Below are 20,381 nucleotides of genomic sequence, written 5' to 3'. Positions count from 1 at the left end.
GGGACTGTCGGAGTAACGGTGTGTGGGGGTCCGGCCTGATCCGAAAGGAGATGGCCGTGACTGACACGACCGAGATGACCGAGATGATCGACCCCGTGACGGGAGAGATCATCGATCAGAAGCAGCTCGCCGAGCAGCTGCTCGCCCAGGCCAAGGCTCAGGGAATGTCCCTGGTCGGCCCGGGCGGGTTGTTGTCGGGGCTGACCAAGCAGGTCCTGGAGACCGCGCTGGAGGCGGAACTGACCGAGCACCTGGGCCACGAGCACGGCGCAGCGCCGCTGGGCACGAACATGCGCAACGGCACCCGGTCGAAGACGGTGTTGACCGAGATCGGGCCGGTCGAGATCGAGGTGCCCAGGGACCGGGACGGCTCGTTCACGCCGGTGATCGTGCCGAAGCGGAAACGGCGCCTGGACGGGATCGACCAGATCGTGTTGTCGCTGTCGGCCCGCGGCCTGACGACCGGTGAGATCGCCGCCCATTTCGAGGAGGTGTATGGGGCGAAGGTGTCCAAGGACACCATCAGCCGGATCACCGAGAAGGTCGCCGGCGAGCTCGCTGAATGGTCCAGCCGGCCACTGGACCCGCTCTATCCGGTGATCTTCGTCGACGCGATCGTGGTCAAGGTCCGCGACGGCCAGGTCCGCAACACCCCGTTCTACGTGGTGATGGGCGTCACCACCAACGGCGAACGAGACATCCTGGGGATCTGGGCCGGCGACGGCGCCGAGGGCGCCAGGTTCTGGCTGCAGGTGTTCTCCGAGCTGAAGAACCGCGGCGTCGACGACGTGCTGATCGCCGTGTGCGACGGGCTGAAGGGACTGCCGGAGGCGATCACCACCACCTGGGACCGCACCGTCGTCCAGCAGTGCATCGTCCACCTCATCAGAAACTCGTTCCGCTATGCCGGCCGGCAACACCGCGACGCCATCGTCAAGGCCCTCAAGCCGGTGTACACCGCCCCGTCGGAGGCCGCGGCCAGGGATCGGTTCGCCGAGTTCGCCCACGATTGGGGCGGGCGCTATCCGGCGATCGTCAGGTTGTGGGAGAACGCGTGGGCCGAGTTCGTGCCGTTTCTGGAGTACGACGTGGAGATCCGACGCGTGATCTGTACGACGAACGCGATCGAGAGCATCAACGCCCGTTACCGCCGGGCGGTGAACGCCCGCGGCCACTTCCCCAACGAGGCCGCCGCGATGAAGTGCCTGTACCTGACCACCCGATCGCTTGACCCCACCGGCCACGGAAAGGCACGCTGGGTCGTCAGGTGGAAGCCCGCCCTGAACGCCTTCGCGATCACCTTCGCAGGCAGGTTCGAGAGAGCCACTCACTAGAAACCGCCGGGCCTCACACACCGTTTATCTGACAGACCCGAGCGGGACGCCGCGGCTGTTGCTGCGGAGTCCCGTGCTCGTCGTCGCCGTGCTCTGGAGGCCCCTGTTCTGGGGTTGGCGGGGGTGGTGTTGGTGACGTTGTTGGTGGAGCTGGTGCCCCGGTTGGGTTTGGTGGATGCCCGCTTCCTGCCCCCGGCCTCGACGATTTTCGCGGCGTTGTTCGGGGTGTTGGGTGAGTCGACGTTCTGGGTCGCCCTGGGCAACACGTTGATCACGTGGTTCATCGGTTTGACGATCGCGATGGTGCTGGGTGTGGGTCTGGGCATGTTCATCGGGTCGTTCTCGGTGGTGCGAGAGTTCACGAGCTCGACGATCGAGTTCCTGCGGCCGATCCCGTCGGTGGCGTTGATCCCGTTGGTGATCCTGACGTTGGGCACGGCTCGTCCGCCGACGCTCGTCCTGGTGGTGTATGCCGCTTTCTGGCAGGTGTTGGTGCAGGTGTTGTACGGGGTGGCGGATGTTGACCCGATCGCTCGGGACACGGCGCGGTCGTATCATTTCCGGTTCCTCTCCCAGGGTTATTGGGTGGTGTGGCCGACGGCGTTGCCGTATGTGGTGACGGGTTTCCGTCTGGCTGCGACGGTGGCGTTGATCCTGGCGTTGACGGGTGAGTTGATCATCGGGACGCCGGGGCTGGGCCAGCAGATCGCGATCGCCCAGTCCTCGGGTGCGGTGCCGTTGATGTATGCCCTCATCGTGGTGGCCGGCATTTTGGGTGTGCTGGTGAACGTGGTGGCCCGTTTCATCGAGGCCAAGGCGTTGTTCTGGCATCCGTCGATCCGGAAGGAGGGGGTGTCGTGAAGGACCTCGGTGAGCGTGTCGTGACCCAGCGGGGGCGCATCGTGCGGGATCAGGGTGAGGTCGGGATCGGTGCTCCGGCGGTTGCTCCGGGTTCGGTGGGCGCGCAGATCGATGGTGCTGCTGCACGGATCAAGAAGGGCCGCACGGTCGGTCGTTCGGTGCTGATGGCGGTGGCGTTGCCGGTGATCCTGATCGCCGGGTGGTGGTTGTGGTCGTCGGGCAGCAAGAGCCCGTTCTTTCCGTCGTTGGCCACGATCGTGGGTTCGTTCCCCCAGACGTGGGGCGAGGGCCGCTTGGTGAGCGACCTGGTGCCGAGCGTCATCCGTTTGGTGTTGGGTTACCTGCTCGCGCTGGCGGTCGGTGTCGGGTTGGGCATGCTGATCGGCTCGTCCCGTCGCCTGCGGTTGTTGGTCGAGCCGCCGTTGGAGTTCTTCCGGGCGATCCCGGCCCCGGTGATGGTGCCGGTGTTGATGTTGTTCTTCGGGATCTTCGACACGATGAAGATCATCGTGATCGCGACGGGGTGCTTGTGGCCGATCCTGTTGAACACGGTCGAGGGTGTTCGTGGTGTCGACTCGCTGCTGCTGGACACCTCGCGGGTCTACCGGTTGCGTCCGGGCACGCGGTTCCTCGTGTTGCTGCGCGCGGCGTCGCCGCAGATCGCGGCGGGTGCCCGGCAGGCGTTGTCGATCGGCATCATCTTGATGGTCATTTCGGAGATGTTCGCGGCCAACAACGGCCTGGGTTTCTCCATCGTCCAGTTCCAGCGGTCGTTCGCGATCCCGGAGATGTGGACCGGCATCATCGTCCTGGGCCTGTTGGGTGTGGCCCTGTCCCTGGTGTTCCGCTTGGTGGAGCACCGCGTCCTGGCTTGGTACAACGGCCTGCGGCGCGCAACTCGAGGAGGTAACTGACATGGCTGAGGCGCGTACCGCACCCGGCTCGGAGATGCTGGTCGTCAAGGACCTGCACAAGGTGTACGCCGGTGCCGGTGGGGGCACCGAGGCGATCCGGAACCTGACCTTCGACGTGAAGGCCGGCGAGCTCGTCTGCATCGTCGGTCCCTCGGGTGCCGGCAAGACCACCCTGCTGCGTTCCATCGCCGGCCTGCTGCCGCCGACCTCGGGCACCGTCTCGTTGGAGGGACAGGCCGTCAACGGTCCGCCCAAGGGCATGGCGGTGGTGTTCCAGGAGTATGCGCGCTCGTTGTTCCCGTGGCTGACGGTCCGGGGCAACATCGAGTTGCCGCTGAAGGAGAAGGGGTTGGGCAAGGCCGAGCGGGACAAGCTGGTCGATGAGGCCATCGAGGCGGTGGGTCTGGCCGACAGCCCGCACAAGTTCCCCTGGCAGCTCTCGGGTGGCATGCAGCAGCGTGTCGCGATCGCTCGGGCGGTGGCTTATGAGCCGCACCTGTTGCTGATGGACGAGCCGTTCGCCGCGGTCGATGCGCAGACGCGTGCCGACCTGGAGGACCTGGTCCGGAACCTGTGGCACAAGTACGGGGTGACGTTGTTGTTCGTCACCCACGACATCGAGGAGTCGATCTACCTGGCCCAGCGGGTGCTGGTGTTGTCGGGGCGCCCGACGGTGATCATGGAGGACGTCAAGATCACGCTGCCTGATGAGCGTGACCAGATCACCACGCGGTCGGATCCGGAGTTCGCCCGGTTGCGCACCCACATCCACGAGTTGGTCCAGGCCGCGAAGCGGGGCTACCGCCCCGACGAGGCCCAGGTCTGATCTGAGCCAACGAGGTCCCCGCGGGGTCCGGCACCACGCCGGCCCCGCGGGGACCTTGCTGCGTTCAGGGGGACGGACGCGTCACGACGGCCCCGAGCACGCCCGAGACGGCCATGAGGGACGCCACGAAGACGAGCGGCGGCCACCACGAGCCGGTGAGGTCGAACAGGGCCCCCGCCGCGAACGGGGCCGTGCCGGCGATGACATAACCCACGCCCTGCACCAGGGCCGAGGTGGCGGGCACGTCGGCCGGGTCGTCGCGGTGGCTGATCAGCGTGAGGACGATCGAGAAGCACGCGCCCTGCACGACGCCGGCGAGCAGGGTGGCCGCGATCGCCAGCGGGGCACCGGTTCCCAGGAGCACCAGGGCAACCGTGTAGGCGGCGACCGTGGTCACGAACGTCACCCGCAGGTGGCCGCGCTGCAGGAACGGCCCCACGCCGAGGGCGCCGATGATGCCCAGGGCGCTCAGCAGGCCCACCAGCAGGCCGGCGGTGGCAGGCTCGACGCCGTGGCCGCGCAGGATGGTGGCCAGCCACGTGAGCAGCGTGTAGAACCCCGCCGACTGGGCGCCGAACATCACCGCCAGCAGCCAGGTGACCGGACGCCGTGCGACGCGGCCCATGCCGGTGGGTGGGGTGCGGACCTTGCTGGTGCCCTGGTCGTCGGCGAGGACGGCCCGTGCAGCGAGGGACCACCCCACCAGCGCCACCAGCGACGGGACGGCCCAGATCGCCAGCGCGCCCGTCCAGCCCAGCCCTGTGTCGCGGGCCAGCGGCAGCGACACCGCGGAGGCCACCGCGGCGCCGAGGTTCATCACGACCACGTTCATGGACGACAGGGTGGGCACGCGGTCCCCGAAGCGTTCGCGCACCACCGAGGGCAGCACCACGTTCGCGACGGCGATGCCGGTCGCCGCCAGGGCCGTGCCGCCGAAGAAGGCCGCGGTGGTCCCCGCCGAACGGACGACGATCGCCACGGTCAGCACCAGGAGTGCTCCGCCCAGGGTCCGTTCCGGCCCGAAGCGCGCCACCAGGAACGGGGTGAGCAGCGCCAGCAGCGAGAACCCCACCAGGGGGATGGTCCCGGACAGCCCGGCGATGGTCGGGCTCAGGCCCAGGTCCTCGCTGATGCCCGGCAGGATCGGCCCGACGCCGGAGAGCGGCGAGCGCATCACCAGCCCGACGAGCACCAACCCCACGACCAACCACACCAGGTGGGTCGCCCGACCGGACCCCGCCGCCACGCCGTTGTGCATGGGCGCAGCCTACGGTGCGGCTGCCACCGCCCCGCGCACGGCGGCCGCGACCGCGGCGGCGCCGCGCTCGGACAGCGTGATCGTGTAATGGTTCACGTCCGGAACCTCCACGGCGCGGACGCGCGGCTGGCGCGCGACCTGCTCGGCCACCCAGGCCGCCGGGAACAGCCCGCCGGGCTCGTCGGCCATGCCGCGCTCCGCACGCAGGAAGGTGGCGTCGACGGCGAGGTTCTTCAGGGCGATGATGCCGGCGTTGCCCGGCGTGACGAGGTCGCGCGAGTCGGCGGCCATGGCCTCGTAGGAGGTGGCCGGGCGCAGGGCACCGCCGTCGGGGACGAGGTCGTAGTCGACGTAGGTCTCCAGGTCGGGGGTCCAGTCGGCGAAGGCCGGGTGGGCGCGCCAGAAGGCGCGGTACTCCTCCGCCGACGCGAACGTCCGGGACAACCGGTCCGCGGCAGGGCCCAGCGTGCGCCGCAACGACTCCTCCGGGTCGAGGTTCGGGTCCCCCCTGAGCGGCAGGCCGCCGTCCACCAGCACGAGGCCCGACACCCGCCCGGGGTGTTCGTGGGCGAGCGTCAGCACGGCGTAGCCGCCCATGGAGTGGCCGACCGCCACGCAGTGATCGACGCCCAGCTCCGTCAGGAGCGCGGCCAGGTCGTCGCCGTGCCGCGACATGCCGTAGGGGCCGGTCAGTCCTCGGGATCCGCCCCGTCCGCGCAGGTCCGGGGCGATGATGCGGACGTCCGGCAGCTGCCGCGCCAGCGGAGCCCAGGCCTTGTGCGAGGACGTGATGCCGTGCACCGCCAGGATGGTCGCGGAGTGGGCCTCGGGTTCCCAGAGGCCGACGTGCAGGCCCTGGGTGGAGTCGAACTCGCGGAACATGGTCACTCCTTCGCTTCAGGTGCCGCGGGCGCGTCCGGGCGCAGGGCACGGGTGATGAGGTCGAGGGTGTGTTCGAAGACGTCCTCGGGGATGGGCGCTGCGCCGTCGGGGCCCTCCTGCCACAGGATCCAGCGCATGCCGACGATCTCGCCGATGCCCATGAGTGCCCAGGCGGTCACCTCGGGGTCGAGCGGGGCGATCTCGCCGGCGTCGGACGCCGCGGCCAGCGCCTTGCGGTACCCCTCGACGATGCGCCCGTAGTGCAGGTGCATCGCGTCGGGGGAGACGAACTCGGCCTGCCGGATGATCCGGTACAGCTGCGGCACCTCGGTGGTGAACTGGAAGAAGGCCCGGAAGCCGGCCCGTTCGGCGGCCAGCCGGTCGGGGGCATCGGCGATCGCCTGCGTCATGCGGTGCCGCATCCGGCGGTTGAGGTCCTCGACGAGTTCGTTGAACACGGCGAGCTTGCCGTCGAAGTAGAGGTAGAAGGTGCCCATGGCGACGCCGGCTCCCTCGGTGATCCGCACGATCGAGGCATCGTGGTAGCCGACCTCGCCGAACACCTTCAGTGCGGACTCGAGGATCTTCTCCCGCGTCCGTTGTCCTCGCGCGGTGCGTGGTGCCGAACTCATCGGAGCGCCTCCTCGCGCAGGGCGGAACGTCTGACCTTCTCGAGGCTGGCGGACGGGAGGGCGTCCGTGAAGTGGATGCGTGCGGGCACCTTGTAGGCCGCGAGGTGCTCCCGGCAGTGCTCCAGCAGCGACTGCTCGTCGACCGCCACGCCGCCGCGCCGGACGACGAACGCGGCGCCGACCTCGCCGCGGCGGGCGTCCGGCACGCCCACGACGGCGGCACGGGCCACGCCGGGGTGGCGCAGCAACACCTGCTCCACCTCGACCGGCGAGACGTTCTCGCCCGCGGTGATGTAGATGTCGTCGATGCGGTCGAGCACCCAGTGGTGTCCCTCGGCGTCCCGCCGGACGAGGTCCCCGGTGTGCAGCCACCCGCCGCGCAGGGCGTGGGCGGTGGCGTCCGGATCGCCCAGGTAGCCGGCGAACACGCTGGGGCCACGCACGAGCAACTCGCCCGTGGCCTCCCCCTCCACGATGACGCCCGTCACCGGGTCGGCGATCGCGCACGTGACGTGCGGGTACGGGACCCCCGCCGAGCCGGCCTTCTCGACCGCGAGCTCGGCGGGCAGGCAGAGCACGTTGGGGCCGGCCTCGGTGAGACCGTAGCCCTGGGTGAGCCGGACGCCGCGGGCGTGCCACGTGCGCAGCAACGGCAGGGGCATCGGGGCCCCACCGACGACCAGCAGGCGCAGGGAGGAGAGGTCGGCCTCGGCGAACCGGCGCTGCTCGGCCATCATCAGGTAGTGCGTCGGGACGCCCATCATCGTCGTGACCCGGCGGTGCTCGATGAGGTGCAGGGCCCGCCGGGGGTCGAAGGTGCGCTCGAGCACGACCGTCGCGCCGACCCACAGGGCCAACAGGAGCTGGATGTTCCAACCCCCGGCATGGAACTGCGGCAGCACCGTCAGCACCACATCGTCGGAGGTGAGGGGGACGGCCCGCCCGAAGGTGAGGTTCGTCCAGTGGCAATTGCCCTGGGTGAGGACCACCGCCTTGGGCCTTCCCGTGCTGCCCGCGGTGAACAGGATGAGCAGCGGGTCGTCGTCGGAAGCCCGGCGTGCAGCCCGGGCGGTGGTGCGGTGGTCCCGGAGGGGGAGCGCGGCATCGAACTCCGCGAAGTCGATGTGCGGGGCGGGATCCTCCAGCCCCGCCAGCGCCGAGGCCATCGTCTGCCCGTGCTCGGGTTCGCTCACGGCCAGCACCGGGTCCGCGATGCGGAGTTGTTCGGTCAGTTCGCGCGGGGTGAGCCGCCACGACAGCGGCACCAGGCCCAGACCCAGTTCGGCGCAGGCGAAGAACAGGGCCACCTGGTCGGCGCTGTTGCCGGTCAGGGTGGCGATCCGGTCGCCGGGGGCGTGACCGGCCTGGCGCAGCGCGGCCGTGAAGCGGTCGATGCGCAGCGAGAGTGCCCCGTAGCTGAGGGCGACGCCCCGGTCGTCCAGGGCCACCTTGTCGGGTGTCAGCCGGGCACGCTCGGCGACCCACCGGCCGAGGGTGAGGTCACCGGAGTTGCTCATGTGTAGTCCTCGAGTGCCCGGCGAGGATGGGCCGTGCGGCGCGCGGTGAGGCGCTCCAGCGCGCTGGTGAGCCCGCCGGGCAGGAACAGCACCACCAGGATGAACAGCGTACCGAGCAGGAACATCGGCTCGCTCAACGGGATGTGCAGCAGCGGCGGCAGACTGTCGATGACCGGCGAGTTGGCCAGGGCGGCCAGGCGCTGGTCCAGCAGGGTGTAGACGACTGCGCCGAGGATGGCACCCCAGCGCTTGCCGACGCCGCCCAGCACGACCATCACCAGCAGGCTGAGCGTGAGGTCGGTGCCCGTGGAGGTGTGGCTCGCGCCCGACTGGAGCAGCAGGAACACGATGCCGACGAAGGTGGCCAGCGTCCCGGCGACGGCGAAGGCGATCAGCTTGACGAAGTAGGGGCGCCCGCCGAGGACCTTGATGCGCATCTCGTTCTCGCGGACCGCGGCGACGGAGTGCCCGAGGCGGGAGTTCTCGATCCAGACGGTCACGAGGTAGACGACCACGAGCATCGCCAGCGCCACCCAGTAGAGGTTGCGCGTGTTGACGACGCCCACGAGGAAGTCCGGGACATGGGCGGTGCGCAGCGTCAGGCCCTCGTCGCCGCCGGTCGTGTTGCCCGGGTTGCGGCGCACCAGCACGTTGGCCGCCTGCGCGAAGGCAAGGGTGACCATGGCGAAGCTGATGCCGGAGACGCGCAGGCTGATGGCGCCCAGGACGTTCGCGACGACGATGCCGATCACGATGACCAGCAGCGCGGCCGGGATGAGCGGCAGGTCGGTGTGCCTGAGCACCAGGGCCAGGCCGTAGACGCCGACGCCGAAGTACAGGGCGTGCCCGAAGCTGAGCAGCCCGGCGACGCCGAACAGCAGGTGGTAGGTCAGGGCGAGGGCGACCATCAGCATGGTGAAGGCCATCAGGTGCAGGGAGCCGGCCGTCCACGTGGGGCCGGGCAGGATGCCCAGGCCGGGGATGTCCAACAGGGGCAGGAACACCAGCAGCAGCAGGACCGCGGCCCCGATGAGGTACCCGAGGTTGCCCTTGAGCGGGGCAGGGGGACGGGGCGAGGCCATCACCGGGCCGCCTTTCCGAGCAGGCCCTGTGGGCGGACGAGCAGCACCACGGCGAGCAGCAGGACGACGACCAGGTCGCCCACGCCGAGGTAGAAGTTGGCGAACTGCTGCAGGAGCGCCACGAGCACGGACGCGATGGCCGCACCGGCCAGCGACCCCATGCCGCCGATGACGGTCACGATGAACGCGAAGATCAACAGGCTGCCCCCCAGCAGCGGAGAGACGTACCCGTAGTAGTGAGAGGCGAGGACACCGCCGATGCCGGCCGCGACGCCGCCGATGGTGAACACCACGGTGAACGCCTTGCGGACGTCGATGCCCAGCGCGGTCACCATCGCGCGGTTCTCGACGCCGGCGCGGATGATGAGGCCGTACCGCGTCCTGTTCAGGAACAGGACCAGTCCGCCGAGCACCAGCAGCGCGGCCAGGATCGAGACGAACCGGTCGTTCGGGATCGGCGCGCCCAGGACGTTCGTGGTCTCGCGCATCCAGCCGCCGGCCTCCATGAAGATCGGGTCGGGCCCCCAGATGCCCTCGAACAGGGCGACGGTCGCCAGCGCGAGGCCGACCGTGACCAGCACCTGCTCGATGTGGCGTTTGTAGAGCGGGCGGATCAGCAGCAGTTCGGTGAGCGCGGCGAACACCGCACCCACGATCGCGCCGACGGCCAGGGAGGCGAACAGGCCACCCCACGTGGAGATGCCGACGCGTCGCCCGACCTCGAAGCCGGCGAAGGCAGACAGGGTCAGGAAGCTGCCGTGGGCGAAGTTGAGGACGCCCATCAGCCCATAGATCAGGCTCAGGCCGGACGCGACGAGGAAGTACAGCGCGCCGAGGCCGAGGCCCGTGATGAGGAGCAGGACGAAGGTGCTCACACGTGTCCCCCCGGTCGGTGGTGGTCGTGGGCGTCGGTGGAGACGCCGAGGAGGCGCTGGACGCGGCCGGGGTCATCGAGCAGCTCGGCCGCCGGGCCGGTGTGCACGACGCGGCCGGCGTCGATGACGACGACGCGGTCGGCCAGCCGCTCGATGACCTTGAGGTTCTGCTCCACGAGCAGGATGGGCACGGACGTCGACGCCTCGGCCAGGGCCTCGGCGACCTCGTGCACGATCCTCGGGGCGAGGCCCTTGGTGGGCTCGTCCACCAGGAGCAGCCGGTTGTCGTTGATGAGCGCGCGGGCCAGCGACACCATCTGCTGCTGGCCGCCCGACAGCGTGCCCGCGCGTTGTTTGGCGCGCTCGGCGAGTTCGGGGAACAGGGTGTGGACGTACTTCCACTTGGGCTGGGCCTGCCGGACGGCCAGCTCCAGGTTCTCGCGCACCGTGAGCAGGGTGAAGACTTCGCGGTCCTCGGGCACGTAGGCGATGCCCGACTGCACGATCCGGTGAGTGGGCTCGTGCTCGATGCGCCGGCCGTCGAAGGTGACCTCGCCGGTGCGGTCGTACAGGCCGAGGATGCCCTTCAGCGTCGACGACTTGCCCACGCCGTTGCGGCCGAGCACGGCGGTGACGCCGGTCGGCAGCACGTCGAACGAGACCGACTCGACGACCTGCTGGCCGGCGACGGTGGCGCGCAGGCGCCTGACCGACAGCAGGGGCGCAGCGGTGGCGTCCGGTGTGGCGCTCATGCGATGTCGCCCAGATAGGCCGACTGGACGGTCGGGTTGGCCATGATCGTCTCCGGGGTGTCGATGGCGAGCAACTCGCCCCGGTGCATGACGGCGACGCGCGAGACCAGACCGAGGACCACCTCGAGGTGGTGCTCGACGATCATCACGGTCCTGCCCGTCGCGTTGAGGTCGCGGATGACCTCGGTCAGGCCGGGGACGTCGGCGTGGGCGACGCCGGCCATGGGCTCGTCCAGCAGGATCACCAGCGGGTCCTGGGCGAGCAGGACGGCGATCTCGAGTTTGCGCTTGTCGCCGTGGGAGAGGTCCCCTGCGTGGGCTCCGCGGGCGGACAGGCCCACCCGTTCGAGGTGTTCGTCGGCCTCGAGTGACGCGGCGTCCGTGCTGCGGGGGAAGCGGAGGATGGAGAGGTTGCCGCCCATCCGGGACTGGGCGGCCAACCGGACGTTCTCGTGGACCGACAACCGGGGGAACAGGCTCGACGTCTGGAACGTGCGCCCCAGCCCCGCGCGGGCACGGGCCGCGATGGAGGCATGGGTCACGTCGTTGCCGTCGAGGAACACCTGTCCGGTGGTGGCGGGGTTGATGCCCGAGATCAGGTTGAACAGCGACGTCTTGCCCGCACCGTTCGGCCCGATCACGCCCACCATCTCGCCGGGGGCCACCGTGAAGGAGACGTCCTTCACGATGCGCGCCCCACCCACCTGCCAGCCGAGGCCCCGGGCCTCGATGGCCGGCACCGCAGTCGCCCCGCTCACTGCTGTCAGCCGATCTTCTTCTCGGGGGGCGCCACCGTGGCGGGTTCGACCTTGTTGATGAGTTCCGGCTTCCAGGAGTCGCCGTCCTTGACGAGCTTCACCTGGTACATCTCCTGCACCAGGGCGTGGTCGGAGGCGCGGACCTGGGTCTTGCCCTTGGGGCCGTCGAACGACCAGCCCTCGAGCGAGGCGATCATCCTGTCGACGTCGCCGCCACCCTCCTTGATCGCGTGGACGATCATCTGCGCGGCGACGAAGCCGTCCGGGGTGAAGAGGTCGGCCTTGCCGCCGGCCTTCTCGACGCCCGCGATCATCTTCTTCTCCGCGTCGTTGCCCGAGGCGCCCGGGAAGTAGTGGTTGAGGAAGGTGATCTTGTCGGATGCGGCGCCGTAGGCGCCGTAGGTGGCGCGGTCACCGAGGCCGGTGGACACCGTGGTGGATTCGAGGACGCCCTGCTGGGCGACCGCCTGCCACATGGCGCCGGACGTCGCGCCCGCCCAGGCCACGAAGACCAGGTCGGGCTTCGCGTCGACGAGCTGGCGGGCGAACGGGGTGAACTCGGTGACGTCCTCGGGGACGAGCACCTCGTTGACGGTGGCCCCCTTCGCGCCGAGGACGGCCTTGACGGCAGCCACGTTGCCCTGGCCGAACGCGTTGTTCTGGGCGAAGACGGTCACCTTGGCCCCGTTGGGGATGCCGTTGGCGGCCGTCGCGACATCCTGCAGCGACTGGCGGCCCGAGCGGAAGGTGTACTTGTTGATGCCGGTGATGGCGTCCGTGGCGGCGGGTCCGGAGATGTAGAGGATCTTGTTCTGCTCGGCCTGTTCGGCCAGCTTCAGTGCGACACCGGAGACGACGGTGCCGCCGATGATCTTGGTGCCGTTGCCGATGGCGTCCTTGGCGGCGGCGACGGCCTTGTCGGCGTTGCCGGCGTCATCGGTGTAGGTGATCTCAAGCTTGCGCCCGTCAACAGTGCCCGTGCCGTCGGTGGCGTGGTCGAGCCCTGCCTGGAAGCCCTGGTAGAACGTCTCGCCGTAGGCGGCGAGCGGGCCGGTCTTGGAGTAGATGATGTCGACCTTCACCGGGGTGGTGTCGGCGGTCCCGGCCGACCCGGTGGCGCCGGGAGCGGGGGCGTTGCCCGGTGCGGCGGCGTTGGGGGCGCACGCGCTGAGCGTCAGGGCCAGCGCGGCGGCGCCGGCGACGAGGAACTTCGTTGTCCGCATGGGAATCCCTTCACGACGGTTCACAACCTGAATACTGATTCAGGTATCGCCCCATCGTGGGTTCCCCGTCCGTCGGCAGTCAAGGGCTGTGACCGACTCGTTACTGTGCGCGGAGCAGGCGGTCGTCCGGGGTGGGGCCGCCCGCCCGCGCAAGGTCAGGGCGGGAGGGGCCTCGGTGTCCGAACGGCGAACCGGGGCTGACCCCGACGGATCAGCCCCGGTTCAGCGCCGGGAGCAGGGTCAGCCCTGCTCGTCGTACCCCAGATCGACCTCGTCGTGGAGGCCACCCACGGTGTCCTTGGCGTCGCCACCGGGGGGCGGGGTGAAATCGTTCTCGTGGTGGGTGCCGCGGGCGCGCTCCCACGACTTGCGGACCTCGGCCTCGGCCTCGGCGCGACCGGTCCACACGGCGCCCTCGACCGACTTGCCCGGCTCGAGGTCCTTGTAGACGCTGAAGAAGTGCTCGATCTCGAGCAGCGTCAGGTCGGGCATGTCCGTCAGGTTGCGGATGTTGGCCTGACGCATGTCGGCGACCGGGACGCAGAGGACCTTGTCGTCACCGCCCATCTCGTCCTGCATCCGGAACATGCCGATGGCGCGGCACTCGATGAGGCAGCCGGGGAAGGTCGCCTCGGGGAGGAGCACCATCGCGTCCAGCGGGTCGCCGTCCTCGCCGAGGGTGCCCTCGACGAACCCGTAGTCGTTCGGGTAGGCCGTCGCGGTGAACAGCGTGCGGTCGAGGCGGATGCGACCGTTGTGGTGGTCCATCTCGTACTTGTTCTTGGTGCCCTTCGGGATCTCGATGGTGACGTCGAAGTGCAACGGGGGCTTGACCTTGGGCCGTTCGAAGCTGGCGCGCATGGATTTCCTCACAGACGTTGTGGTGCGTTTCCCTCAGGCTAGCGCCGAGGTGCCCCGGTGGGCATGTCCAGATGGTCCCACTCTCAACCAGCGAGCGTCAGGCCCGTCGAGATCAACGTGTGAGCCGACACCGCCAGCAGGAGGATCGCGAACGCCCGCGTCAGCAGGACGGGGTCGGCCCTGCCCGCGACCCGGACGCCCCCCAGCGACCCGACCGTGGTCGCGAGGGTGAAGGCGGCCACGAACGGCCAGTCCAGGTGGACGCCCAGGCCGAGCTTGGACACCAGCGCGGCGGCGCTGTTGATCGCGATCACGAGCAGGGAGGTGGCCGCGGCCGTCCGGATGGGCAGCCGCAGCAGCAGCGTCAGGGCGGGCACGATCGCGAAGCCGCCCCCCACGCCGAAGAAGCCGGTGAGCGCGCCCACGAGCAGGGCGGCCAGCACGGTCGCGACCAGGGTGCGCGGGTGGCGCAGGGAGGCGGGTCGGGCGTCCGCGTCCCTCGGGCGCCAGGGGCGCAGCATCAGCGACGCGACGAGGGCGAGCAGCGCGCCGAAGGCGAGCATGAGGAGGTTGGGGTCCAGCCCTCTGGCCAGGAAGGATCCCGCAACGGCGCCGATCGTGCCGATGCCGGCGAACGCGAGCCCGCGCCCCCAGTCGACCCGCCCGGTCCGCGCGTGCGCGACCACCGCCACGAGCGAGGACGACCCGATGATGACCAACGAGGCCGTGGTGCTCTCCAGGATGCCCATCCCGAAGCCGTAGGCCAGGACCGGGATCGTGATGATGGCGCCGCCGCCGCCCAGCGCGCCGAGCACGACGCCGATGGCCAGGCCGACGAGGACGGCGGCGACGATCGTCACGGAGCCACCACGGGGAGCCCCACCTGCTCGGCGCGTTCGAAGTTGTCATCCACGTGGACGACCCTACGCCCATGGGCCGACAGGATCGACGACGCGATCGACGCGCGGTAACCGGCGGCGCAGTGCACCCACACCTCCTCGCCGGCGGGCACGTCGTCGAGGCGGTGCAGGAGGTCGTGCAGGGGGATGTGCACGGCGCCCTCGATGTGGCCGGCCTCCCACTCCAGCCGGCGGCGCGTGTCCAGGACGGTGACCGAGCGGTGGTGACGGACGTCGCGGAGATCCTCGAACGTGGCACGGGGGTACGTGGCGAGCGGCGCGTCCGTCCAGTCGGACGGCCCGCCCGTACCGGCGGACTCCAGCCGCTCGATGCCGATCCGCACGAGCTCGCGCTGGGCCTCGGCGACCTCCTCGGGGGTGTTGGCCAGGAGCGTCAGGGGCGTCCCCCAGGGGATGAGCCAGCCGACGTACGTCGCAAACTGGCCATCCAGGCCCGCGTTGAAGGTGCCGGGAACGTGCCCGGCCGCGAACGCCACCCGGTTGCGGATGTCGACGACCCACTCGCCGGCCTCGAGGCGGCGGCGGAGTGTGTCCTTGTCGGCCCTCTCCGGCTCACTGAGGTCGGCCTCCCCCGGCCCCGCGCTGTTGGCCGCGCCCATGTGGGCGTAGTAGGCGGGCCAGACGTCGAGGCCGTCGAGCAGGTCGGCGATCCACTCCTGTTCCGGCTGGGTGAGGACCGGGTTCTCGGACTTCTCGATGCCGATCGTCGAGCGGTCGGCGGACGCCTGGGTGGACGAGCAGAAGCTGCCGAAGCCGTGGGTGGGCAGGACGCGCGCCGCGTCCGGCAGTTCGGACGCGAGCCGGTGCGCCGAGGCGTACTGGCGGTGCGCGAGGGCGTCCGTGTGCTGGGGGCCGAGCAGGTCGGGGCGGCCGGTCGACCCGAACAGCAGCGAGCCGCCGGTGAAGACGGCGATGTCCTCCTCGCCGTCGGACAGCGCGTAGGACAGATGGGTGAACGTGTGCCCCGGGGTCGCGATGGCGCGGATGCGCATCGTGTCGCCGACCTCGATGACGTCGCCGTCGCGGACGCCCACCCGGTCGAACGAGACGGGATCGTCGGCGTTCACGTGGTAGGCGGCGTCGACCTGCCGGGCGAGGGCGTGGCCGCCGGTCACGTAGTCGTTGTGGATGTGCGTCTCGAAGACGTGGGTGATGCGGACGCCGGCTGCTTCGGTGATCTCGAGGATCCGGTCGATGTCGCGCTGGGGATCGATGACGGCGGCGACGGTGCCGTCGTGGGCCACGTAGGTGCGGTCGCCCAGGCTCGGGGTGTCGATGGGAATGATCTCAATCATGGTGCCTCCTCGACGGCAATATACCCCCCGGGGTATCATCTGGCCAGACGTGGAGAGGGGAACGTGGTGGCGCGACGCATGGGCATGGCGGACTTCGTGGCCGGGTACGACGAGACGACCGTGGTCGTGGACGTGCGCGAGGCGGCCGAGTATGTGGCGGGGCACGTGCCGGGCGCGATCTTCGCGCCGATGAGCCGCATCGCGCTGCACCTCGCCGGCCTGCCGCGGGACCGAACCGTCCACGTCGTCTGTGCGTCCGGGAACCGCAGCGGCTCCATGGCCGACCTGATGGCCGCCCAGGGCATCGACGCGGTCTCCGTCGACGGCGGCACCGAGGCCTGGATCGCCGCGGGGCGGCCGGTCGTGACCGGACGCGAACCCCGCTGAGCGATCGGGCGGGGGCGTCCGCCACAATGGGTGCTCCGGGGCGCCCGTCCCGCGGAGGGAGGCCCAGGTGTCCGGACGCCGTGGTTGGGCGTGGCGCGCACTGCTGTGGATCGCGGTCCTCGTGGTGGCACTCGCCGTCGTCGGCCTCCAGTTCGTCGTCCGGCCGCAGTTGGCCGACGATCCGCGCGTCGGCAGCGGACGCCTCGACCAGCCCGCCATCGCGGACCCGCCCACACCCGTGCTGCCCGAGTTGGGCGCCCCCGACCGGGAGGCGACCGCGGCCGGGCTGGCCCAGCGCCTGGCCGGCGTCCCCCGCGACGGGGTGGGGGACGTGGTGGCCCTGGTGGTCGACGCGCGCACCGGCGCCGAGCTGTACCGGGAGGGGAGTGGCGCCCGGACGCCTGCGTCCAGCCTGAAGGTGCTCAGCTCGCTGGTCGCTGTGGATGTCCTCGGCCCGGAGCGCCGCTTCGCCACGACGGCCTTCCTGACCGCAGACTCGGGCACCGTGGTGCTTCGTGGTGGGGGAGACCCGCTGCTCGCCGGCGCCGCCCGACCGGACGAGCGCCCTCGGCGGCCGTCGCTGGAGGAGTTGGCGGCCGACACGGCCGCCGCGCTGCAGGCCCGCGGTGTCACCGTGGTGGCGCTGGCCTACGACACCTCGCTGTTCGCCGGTCCCGGCTGGAACCCGGCCTGGCCCGATTTCTTCTCCCGCTCGGTCGCGCCCATCACCGCGTTGACGGCCGACCATGCCCGCCCCAACCTCGCTCCGACGGCGTTGGAGCGCGCCCCCGACCCCGCCGCTTTCGCTGCGGGGAAGTTCGCCGGCTTCCTGGGTGCCCACGGCATCACCGTCACCGGCACCAGTTCCGCCACCACCCCCCAGGACGCCACCGAACTCGCCGGCGTCGACTCGCTCCCGGTGGCCGTCATCGCCGAATACGTGCTGGCCCACTCCGACAACGACTCCGCCGAGACATTGCTCTGGCAGACCGCCCTCGCCCGGGAGCAGGCGGCCACGCCCACGGACGGGGCGGCCGTCCTCGCCGCCGAACTCCAGCGCCTCGGTCTGTGGGGCGATGGCATGAGGGTGCTGGACGGCAACGGCATCGCGTCCGAGAACCAGGTCACCCCGGACGCCCTGGTCGGCGCCATCCGCCTGACCCTCTCCGACCCCGACCTGCGCTCGATCGCCAACGGACTGCCCGTCGCGGGCGTCACCGGGACGCTCGCCGAGCGCTTCGAGACCGCGGACGCCGCGGGTGGCCGTGGGATGGTGCGCGCCAAGACCGGGACCATCCGCGGTGTGAACACGCTCACCGGGTACGTCGTGACCGCTGACGGACAGCCGCTCGCGTTCGCCCTGATGACCTCGGGCGGGGCCGGCCAGACCTCGGCACGGGCCTGGCTCGACCGGGCTTCTGCGGCCCTCGCGTCGTGCGGGTGTTCCTGAGGCGGCACCGGCGCGTCGAGGGCGTCGCTCCCGGAGCCGAGCACCACGGGGGCGGGGTGTGCGTGCGCCTACGCTTGCGCCCATGAGCTCGCTCCCGTTCATCGACGTCGAGGTCGCCGCCGCGGTGGGCGGGCGGTTGGTCCCGCCCGGTCCACTGCTGGGCAGCCACGAGGTGGCCGAGGTCGTGGAGGGACTGCGCGCCGCGGCGAGGGCGTCCGTCGGGCCCGTGGCACGGGTGACCGGGCTGGGTGCCGACGCAGACGGTCCCATGCTCGTGGTCGACCGGCCCACGTGGGTCCGCGCCAACGCCCAGATGGCCCTCACGATGCTGGCCGAGGCGTCCGGCCACCCCTACCCACAGCCGGAGCGACTCCGGGACAAGGTCGCCGGCCGCGCCAACGGCGCCCAGATGGGCGCGGTGCTGGCGGTGCTGGGCTCGCGCATCCTCGGCCAGTACCTGCCGTTCCTCGCCGAGCCGCGCCTCCTGCTCGTGGCACCGAACGTCGCCAAGATCGAGCGCGCGATGGGTGTGGACCCGGCCGACTTCCGGCTCTGGGTCTGCCTGCACGAGCAGACCCATCGCCTGCAGTTCGCGCATGCGCCCTGGCTGCGGGGGCATCTCCTGCGCGAGGTGGGCCGGCTGCTCCACGACGAGGGATCGGGCCGGAGCCGCGGACGTCCCTCGACCATCATCGACGTCGTCACCACTCCGGAGCAGAAGAGGGTCTTCGAACGCGTGACCGCCGTGATGAGCCTGCTCGAGGGCTACGCCGACGACATGATGGACCGCGTCGGCCCCGACGTCGTCCCCACGGTGGCGACGATCCGCCAGCGGTTCAACGCACGCCGCAACCGGGGCGGCTGGACGAAGGCCCTCAACAGAGCCCTCGGGATGGACCTCAAGCTCGCCCAGTACCGCGACGGCGCCGCCTTCTGCCGCCACGCGATCGACCGTGTGGGCGTCGCCGGCCTCAACGTCGTGTACGACGGAGCCGACAACCTGCCCACCCCCGACGAGATCCGTGACCCGGCGCGCTGGTTGCGGCGCGTGCACGTCTGATGGCCCGCCGGGCACTCGGCCCCGCCACCCTCGCGGTCGTCCGGGCGGTGGACTCGCTCCCACCGGCATCGTGGCTGGTGGCCTGCTCCGGCGGTGCCGACTCCCTCGCGCTGGCCTGGGCCGCCCACCATGTCGCGAGTCGCCGCGCAACTCCCGTGGCGGCGCTGGTCGTCGACCACGGCCTCCAGCCGGGGTCGGACGCCGTGGCCGCGGCCGTGCTCGACGTGCTCGCCTCCTTCGGCTTGTCCGGCGACGCGGTGGCCGTCACCGTCCCGGACGCCGGGGCCGGGCCCGAGGCGTCCGCCCGCGAGGCGCGCTACGCCGCGCTCGAACGGGCCTCCGGGGACCGGACGGTGCTCCTGGGGCACACGCGCGACGACCAGGCAGAGACGGTCCTGCTCGGGCTGGCCCGCGGCTCGGGCCCGCGCTCGCTGGCCGGGATGCCCGCAGCCCGTGGCCCGTTCCGGCGTCCCCTCCTCGACCTCACTCGGGAGACGACCGCCTCGGCCTGCTCCGAACTGGGTCTGGCCCCGTGGCAGGACCCCATGAACGCCGATCGCCGGTACGCCCGGGTCCGGGTGCGCGAGGTGGTCCTGCCGATGCTCGAGGAACAGCTCGGCCCCGGTGTCCGCGACGCCCTCGCCCGCTCGGCGACCCTGCTCTCGGAGGTGCTCGGCCGGGCGGGCGCCGACACCGACCCCGACGCGGACGCCGCCGACTGCGCCTGGTTGGCCGGCCTCGCCCCGGGGCACCGGAGGAGGGCCCTTCATCAGTGGCTGCGTGCGTCCGGCGCACGCGACCTCTCCTCCTCCCACGTGCACGCGGTCGAGGGGCTGGTCACCTCCTGGCGCGGCCAGAAGGGCATCGACGTGCCGGGTGGCCGGGTCCTGCGCCGCGATGGGCGGCTGGTGCTCGACCTGAAGTAGGCTTCTGGGCGTGGACGCAACGCACATCAGCAGTGACCTGACGAAGGTTCTCTACACCAACGATCAGGTACAGGCCCGGTTGGCCGAGATCGCCGCCGAGATCGACCAAGAGTACGCAGACAAGGACATCCTGCTGGTCGGCGTCCTGAACGGTGCCGTCATGGTGATGGCGGACCTCTCCCGTCACCTCAAGTCCCACGTCCAGATGGACTGGATGGCGATCTCCTCCTACGGCTCGGGTACCCAGAGCTCCGGCGTGGTGCGCATTCTCAAGGACCTCAACACCGACATCGAGGACCGTCACGTCCTGGTCGTGGAGGACATCATCGACACCGGCCTGACGCTGGCCTACCTGATCCAGAACCTCAACTCCCGCAGGCCGGCGAGCCTGGAGATCATGACGATGTTCCGCAAGCCGGAGGCCGTGAAGAGCCCCGTCCACGTGAAGTACGTCGGCTTCGACCTGCCCAACGAGTTCGTGGTCGGCTACGGTCTGGACTACGCGGGTCGTTATCGCAACCTCACCGACGTGGGCACGCTCGCGCCGCACGTCTACAGCTGACCCCGG

Annotated in this window: 20 protein-coding genes and 1 pseudogene; 9 read left to right on the top strand and 12 right to left on the bottom strand. The window is 70.6% G+C overall.

Features of this window, described 5'->3' with window-relative positions; translation table 11 throughout:
- Positions 1-74: 74 nt before the first annotated feature.
- From AC5YDA_RS11070 to AC5YDA_RS11055, 4 genes are all read left to right on the top strand, one after another.
- Positions 75-1,334 carry an IS256 family transposase gene (locus AC5YDA_RS11070; RefSeq protein WP_496192930.1) on the top strand — a complete coding sequence of 420 codons (1,260 nt, stop codon included), beginning with the start codon at positions 75-77 and terminating at the stop codon, positions 1,332-1,334.
- Between the two features lie 132 nt (positions 1,335-1,466).
- Positions 1,467-2,195, top strand: a complete 729-nt coding sequence (locus AC5YDA_RS11065) for an ABC transporter permease (protein ID WP_496188308.1) — start codon at positions 1,467-1,469, stop codon at positions 2,193-2,195.
- Entirely contained in the window at positions 2,192-3,109 is a 918-nt protein-coding gene (locus AC5YDA_RS11060) for an ABC transporter permease (RefSeq protein WP_496188309.1), read from the top strand. The genes AC5YDA_RS11065 and AC5YDA_RS11060 overlap by 4 nt, the downstream gene beginning before the upstream one ends.
- A gap of 1 nt (position 3,110) precedes the next feature.
- Complete coding sequence (locus AC5YDA_RS11055; protein WP_496188310.1) at positions 3,111-3,935, top strand: ABC transporter ATP-binding protein; 825 nt, start codon at positions 3,111-3,113, stop codon at positions 3,933-3,935.
- Between the two features lie 64 nt (positions 3,936-3,999).
- Here AC5YDA_RS11055 and AC5YDA_RS11050 read toward each other — a convergent pair whose 3' ends face one another.
- From AC5YDA_RS11050 to AC5YDA_RS10995, 12 genes and pseudogenes are all read right to left on the bottom strand, one after another.
- Positions 4,000-5,193, bottom strand: a complete 1,194-nt coding sequence (locus AC5YDA_RS11050; protein ID WP_496188311.1) for an MFS transporter — start codon at positions 5,191-5,193, stop codon at positions 4,000-4,002.
- Between the two features lie 9 nt (positions 5,194-5,202).
- On the bottom strand, positions 5,203-6,075 hold the full coding sequence (locus AC5YDA_RS11045; RefSeq protein WP_496188312.1) for an alpha/beta fold hydrolase: 873 nt from the start codon (positions 6,073-6,075) through the stop codon (positions 5,203-5,205).
- A 2-nt stretch (positions 6,076-6,077) separates the two neighbouring features.
- Positions 6,078-6,707 carry a TetR/AcrR family transcriptional regulator gene (locus AC5YDA_RS11040; protein ID WP_496188313.1) on the bottom strand — a complete coding sequence of 210 codons (630 nt, stop codon included), beginning with the start codon at positions 6,705-6,707 and terminating at the stop codon, positions 6,078-6,080.
- Positions 6,704-8,224, bottom strand: a complete 1,521-nt coding sequence (locus AC5YDA_RS11035) for a class I adenylate-forming enzyme family protein (RefSeq protein WP_496188314.1) — start codon at positions 8,222-8,224, stop codon at positions 6,704-6,706. Before AC5YDA_RS11035 ends, AC5YDA_RS11040 begins: the two co-directional genes overlap by 4 nt.
- A complete protein-coding gene (locus tag AC5YDA_RS11030) occupies positions 8,221-9,306 on the bottom strand; it encodes a branched-chain amino acid ABC transporter permease (protein WP_496188315.1) in 1,086 nt (361 codons plus the stop codon). Before AC5YDA_RS11030 ends, AC5YDA_RS11035 begins: the two co-directional genes overlap by 4 nt.
- Positions 9,306-10,181 (bottom strand): branched-chain amino acid ABC transporter permease, encoded by an 876-nt coding sequence (locus AC5YDA_RS11025; RefSeq protein ID WP_496188316.1) that lies wholly within the window; start codon positions 10,179-10,181, stop codon positions 9,306-9,308. Before AC5YDA_RS11025 ends, AC5YDA_RS11030 begins: the two co-directional genes overlap by 1 nt.
- Positions 10,178-10,933, bottom strand: a complete 756-nt coding sequence (locus tag AC5YDA_RS11020; RefSeq protein ID WP_496188317.1) for an ABC transporter ATP-binding protein — start codon at positions 10,931-10,933, stop codon at positions 10,178-10,180. The genes AC5YDA_RS11025 and AC5YDA_RS11020 overlap by 4 nt, the downstream gene beginning before the upstream one ends.
- Positions 10,930-11,691, bottom strand: coding sequence for an ABC transporter ATP-binding protein (locus AC5YDA_RS11015; protein WP_496188318.1), 762 nt, complete (start codon positions 11,689-11,691; stop codon positions 10,930-10,932). The genes AC5YDA_RS11020 and AC5YDA_RS11015 overlap by 4 nt, the downstream gene beginning before the upstream one ends.
- Positions 11,692-11,696: 5 nt before the next feature.
- Complete coding sequence (locus AC5YDA_RS11010; protein WP_496188319.1) at positions 11,697-12,914, bottom strand: substrate-binding domain-containing protein; 1,218 nt, start codon at positions 12,912-12,914, stop codon at positions 11,697-11,699.
- 330 nt (positions 12,915-13,244) lie between these two features.
- Positions 13,245-13,775, bottom strand: a pseudogene (locus AC5YDA_RS11005) (inorganic diphosphatase); the annotation flags it as partial.
- 83 nt (positions 13,776-13,858) lie between these two features.
- Positions 13,859-14,635 (bottom strand): sulfite exporter TauE/SafE family protein, encoded by a 777-nt coding sequence (locus AC5YDA_RS11000; protein WP_496188320.1) that lies wholly within the window; start codon positions 14,633-14,635, stop codon positions 13,859-13,861.
- Positions 14,632-15,990 carry a rhodanese-like domain-containing protein gene (locus AC5YDA_RS10995; protein ID WP_496188321.1) on the bottom strand — a complete coding sequence of 453 codons (1,359 nt, stop codon included), beginning with the start codon at positions 15,988-15,990 and terminating at the stop codon, positions 14,632-14,634. The genes AC5YDA_RS11000 and AC5YDA_RS10995 overlap by 4 nt, the downstream gene beginning before the upstream one ends.
- Before the next feature lie 66 nt (positions 15,991-16,056).
- On the opposite strand from AC5YDA_RS10995, the gene AC5YDA_RS10990 reads away from it, so the two are divergent.
- The 5 genes from AC5YDA_RS10990 to hpt all read left to right on the top strand — a co-directional run bounded on the left by AC5YDA_RS10990 (position 16,057) and on the right by hpt (position 20,375).
- Entirely contained in the window at positions 16,057-16,377 is a 321-nt protein-coding gene (locus tag AC5YDA_RS10990; protein WP_496188322.1) for a rhodanese-like domain-containing protein, read from the top strand.
- Between the two features lie 67 nt (positions 16,378-16,444).
- On the top strand, positions 16,445-17,827 hold the full coding sequence (gene dacB / locus AC5YDA_RS10985) for a D-alanyl-D-alanine carboxypeptidase/D-alanyl-D-alanine endopeptidase (RefSeq protein ID WP_496188323.1): 1,383 nt from the start codon (positions 16,445-16,447) through the stop codon (positions 17,825-17,827).
- Between the two features lie 82 nt (positions 17,828-17,909).
- Complete coding sequence (locus AC5YDA_RS10980) at positions 17,910-18,887, top strand: zinc-dependent metalloprotease (RefSeq protein WP_496188324.1); 978 nt, start codon at positions 17,910-17,912, stop codon at positions 18,885-18,887.
- Entirely contained in the window at positions 18,887-19,813 is a 927-nt protein-coding gene (tilS, locus tag AC5YDA_RS10975; protein WP_496188325.1) for a tRNA lysidine(34) synthetase TilS, read from the top strand. The genes AC5YDA_RS10980 and tilS overlap by 1 nt, the downstream gene beginning before the upstream one ends.
- A gap of 10 nt (positions 19,814-19,823) precedes the next feature.
- A complete protein-coding gene (hpt, locus tag AC5YDA_RS10970; RefSeq protein WP_496188326.1) occupies positions 19,824-20,375 on the top strand; it encodes a hypoxanthine phosphoribosyltransferase in 552 nt (183 codons plus the stop codon).
- The last annotated feature ends 6 nt before the right edge of the window (positions 20,376-20,381 follow it).

This window comes from Propioniciclava sp. LT294, from assembly GCF_059516005.1.
The sequence above is the reverse complement of the archived record's forward strand: the minus strand, read 5'-3'. Positions and strand labels throughout refer to the sequence as shown.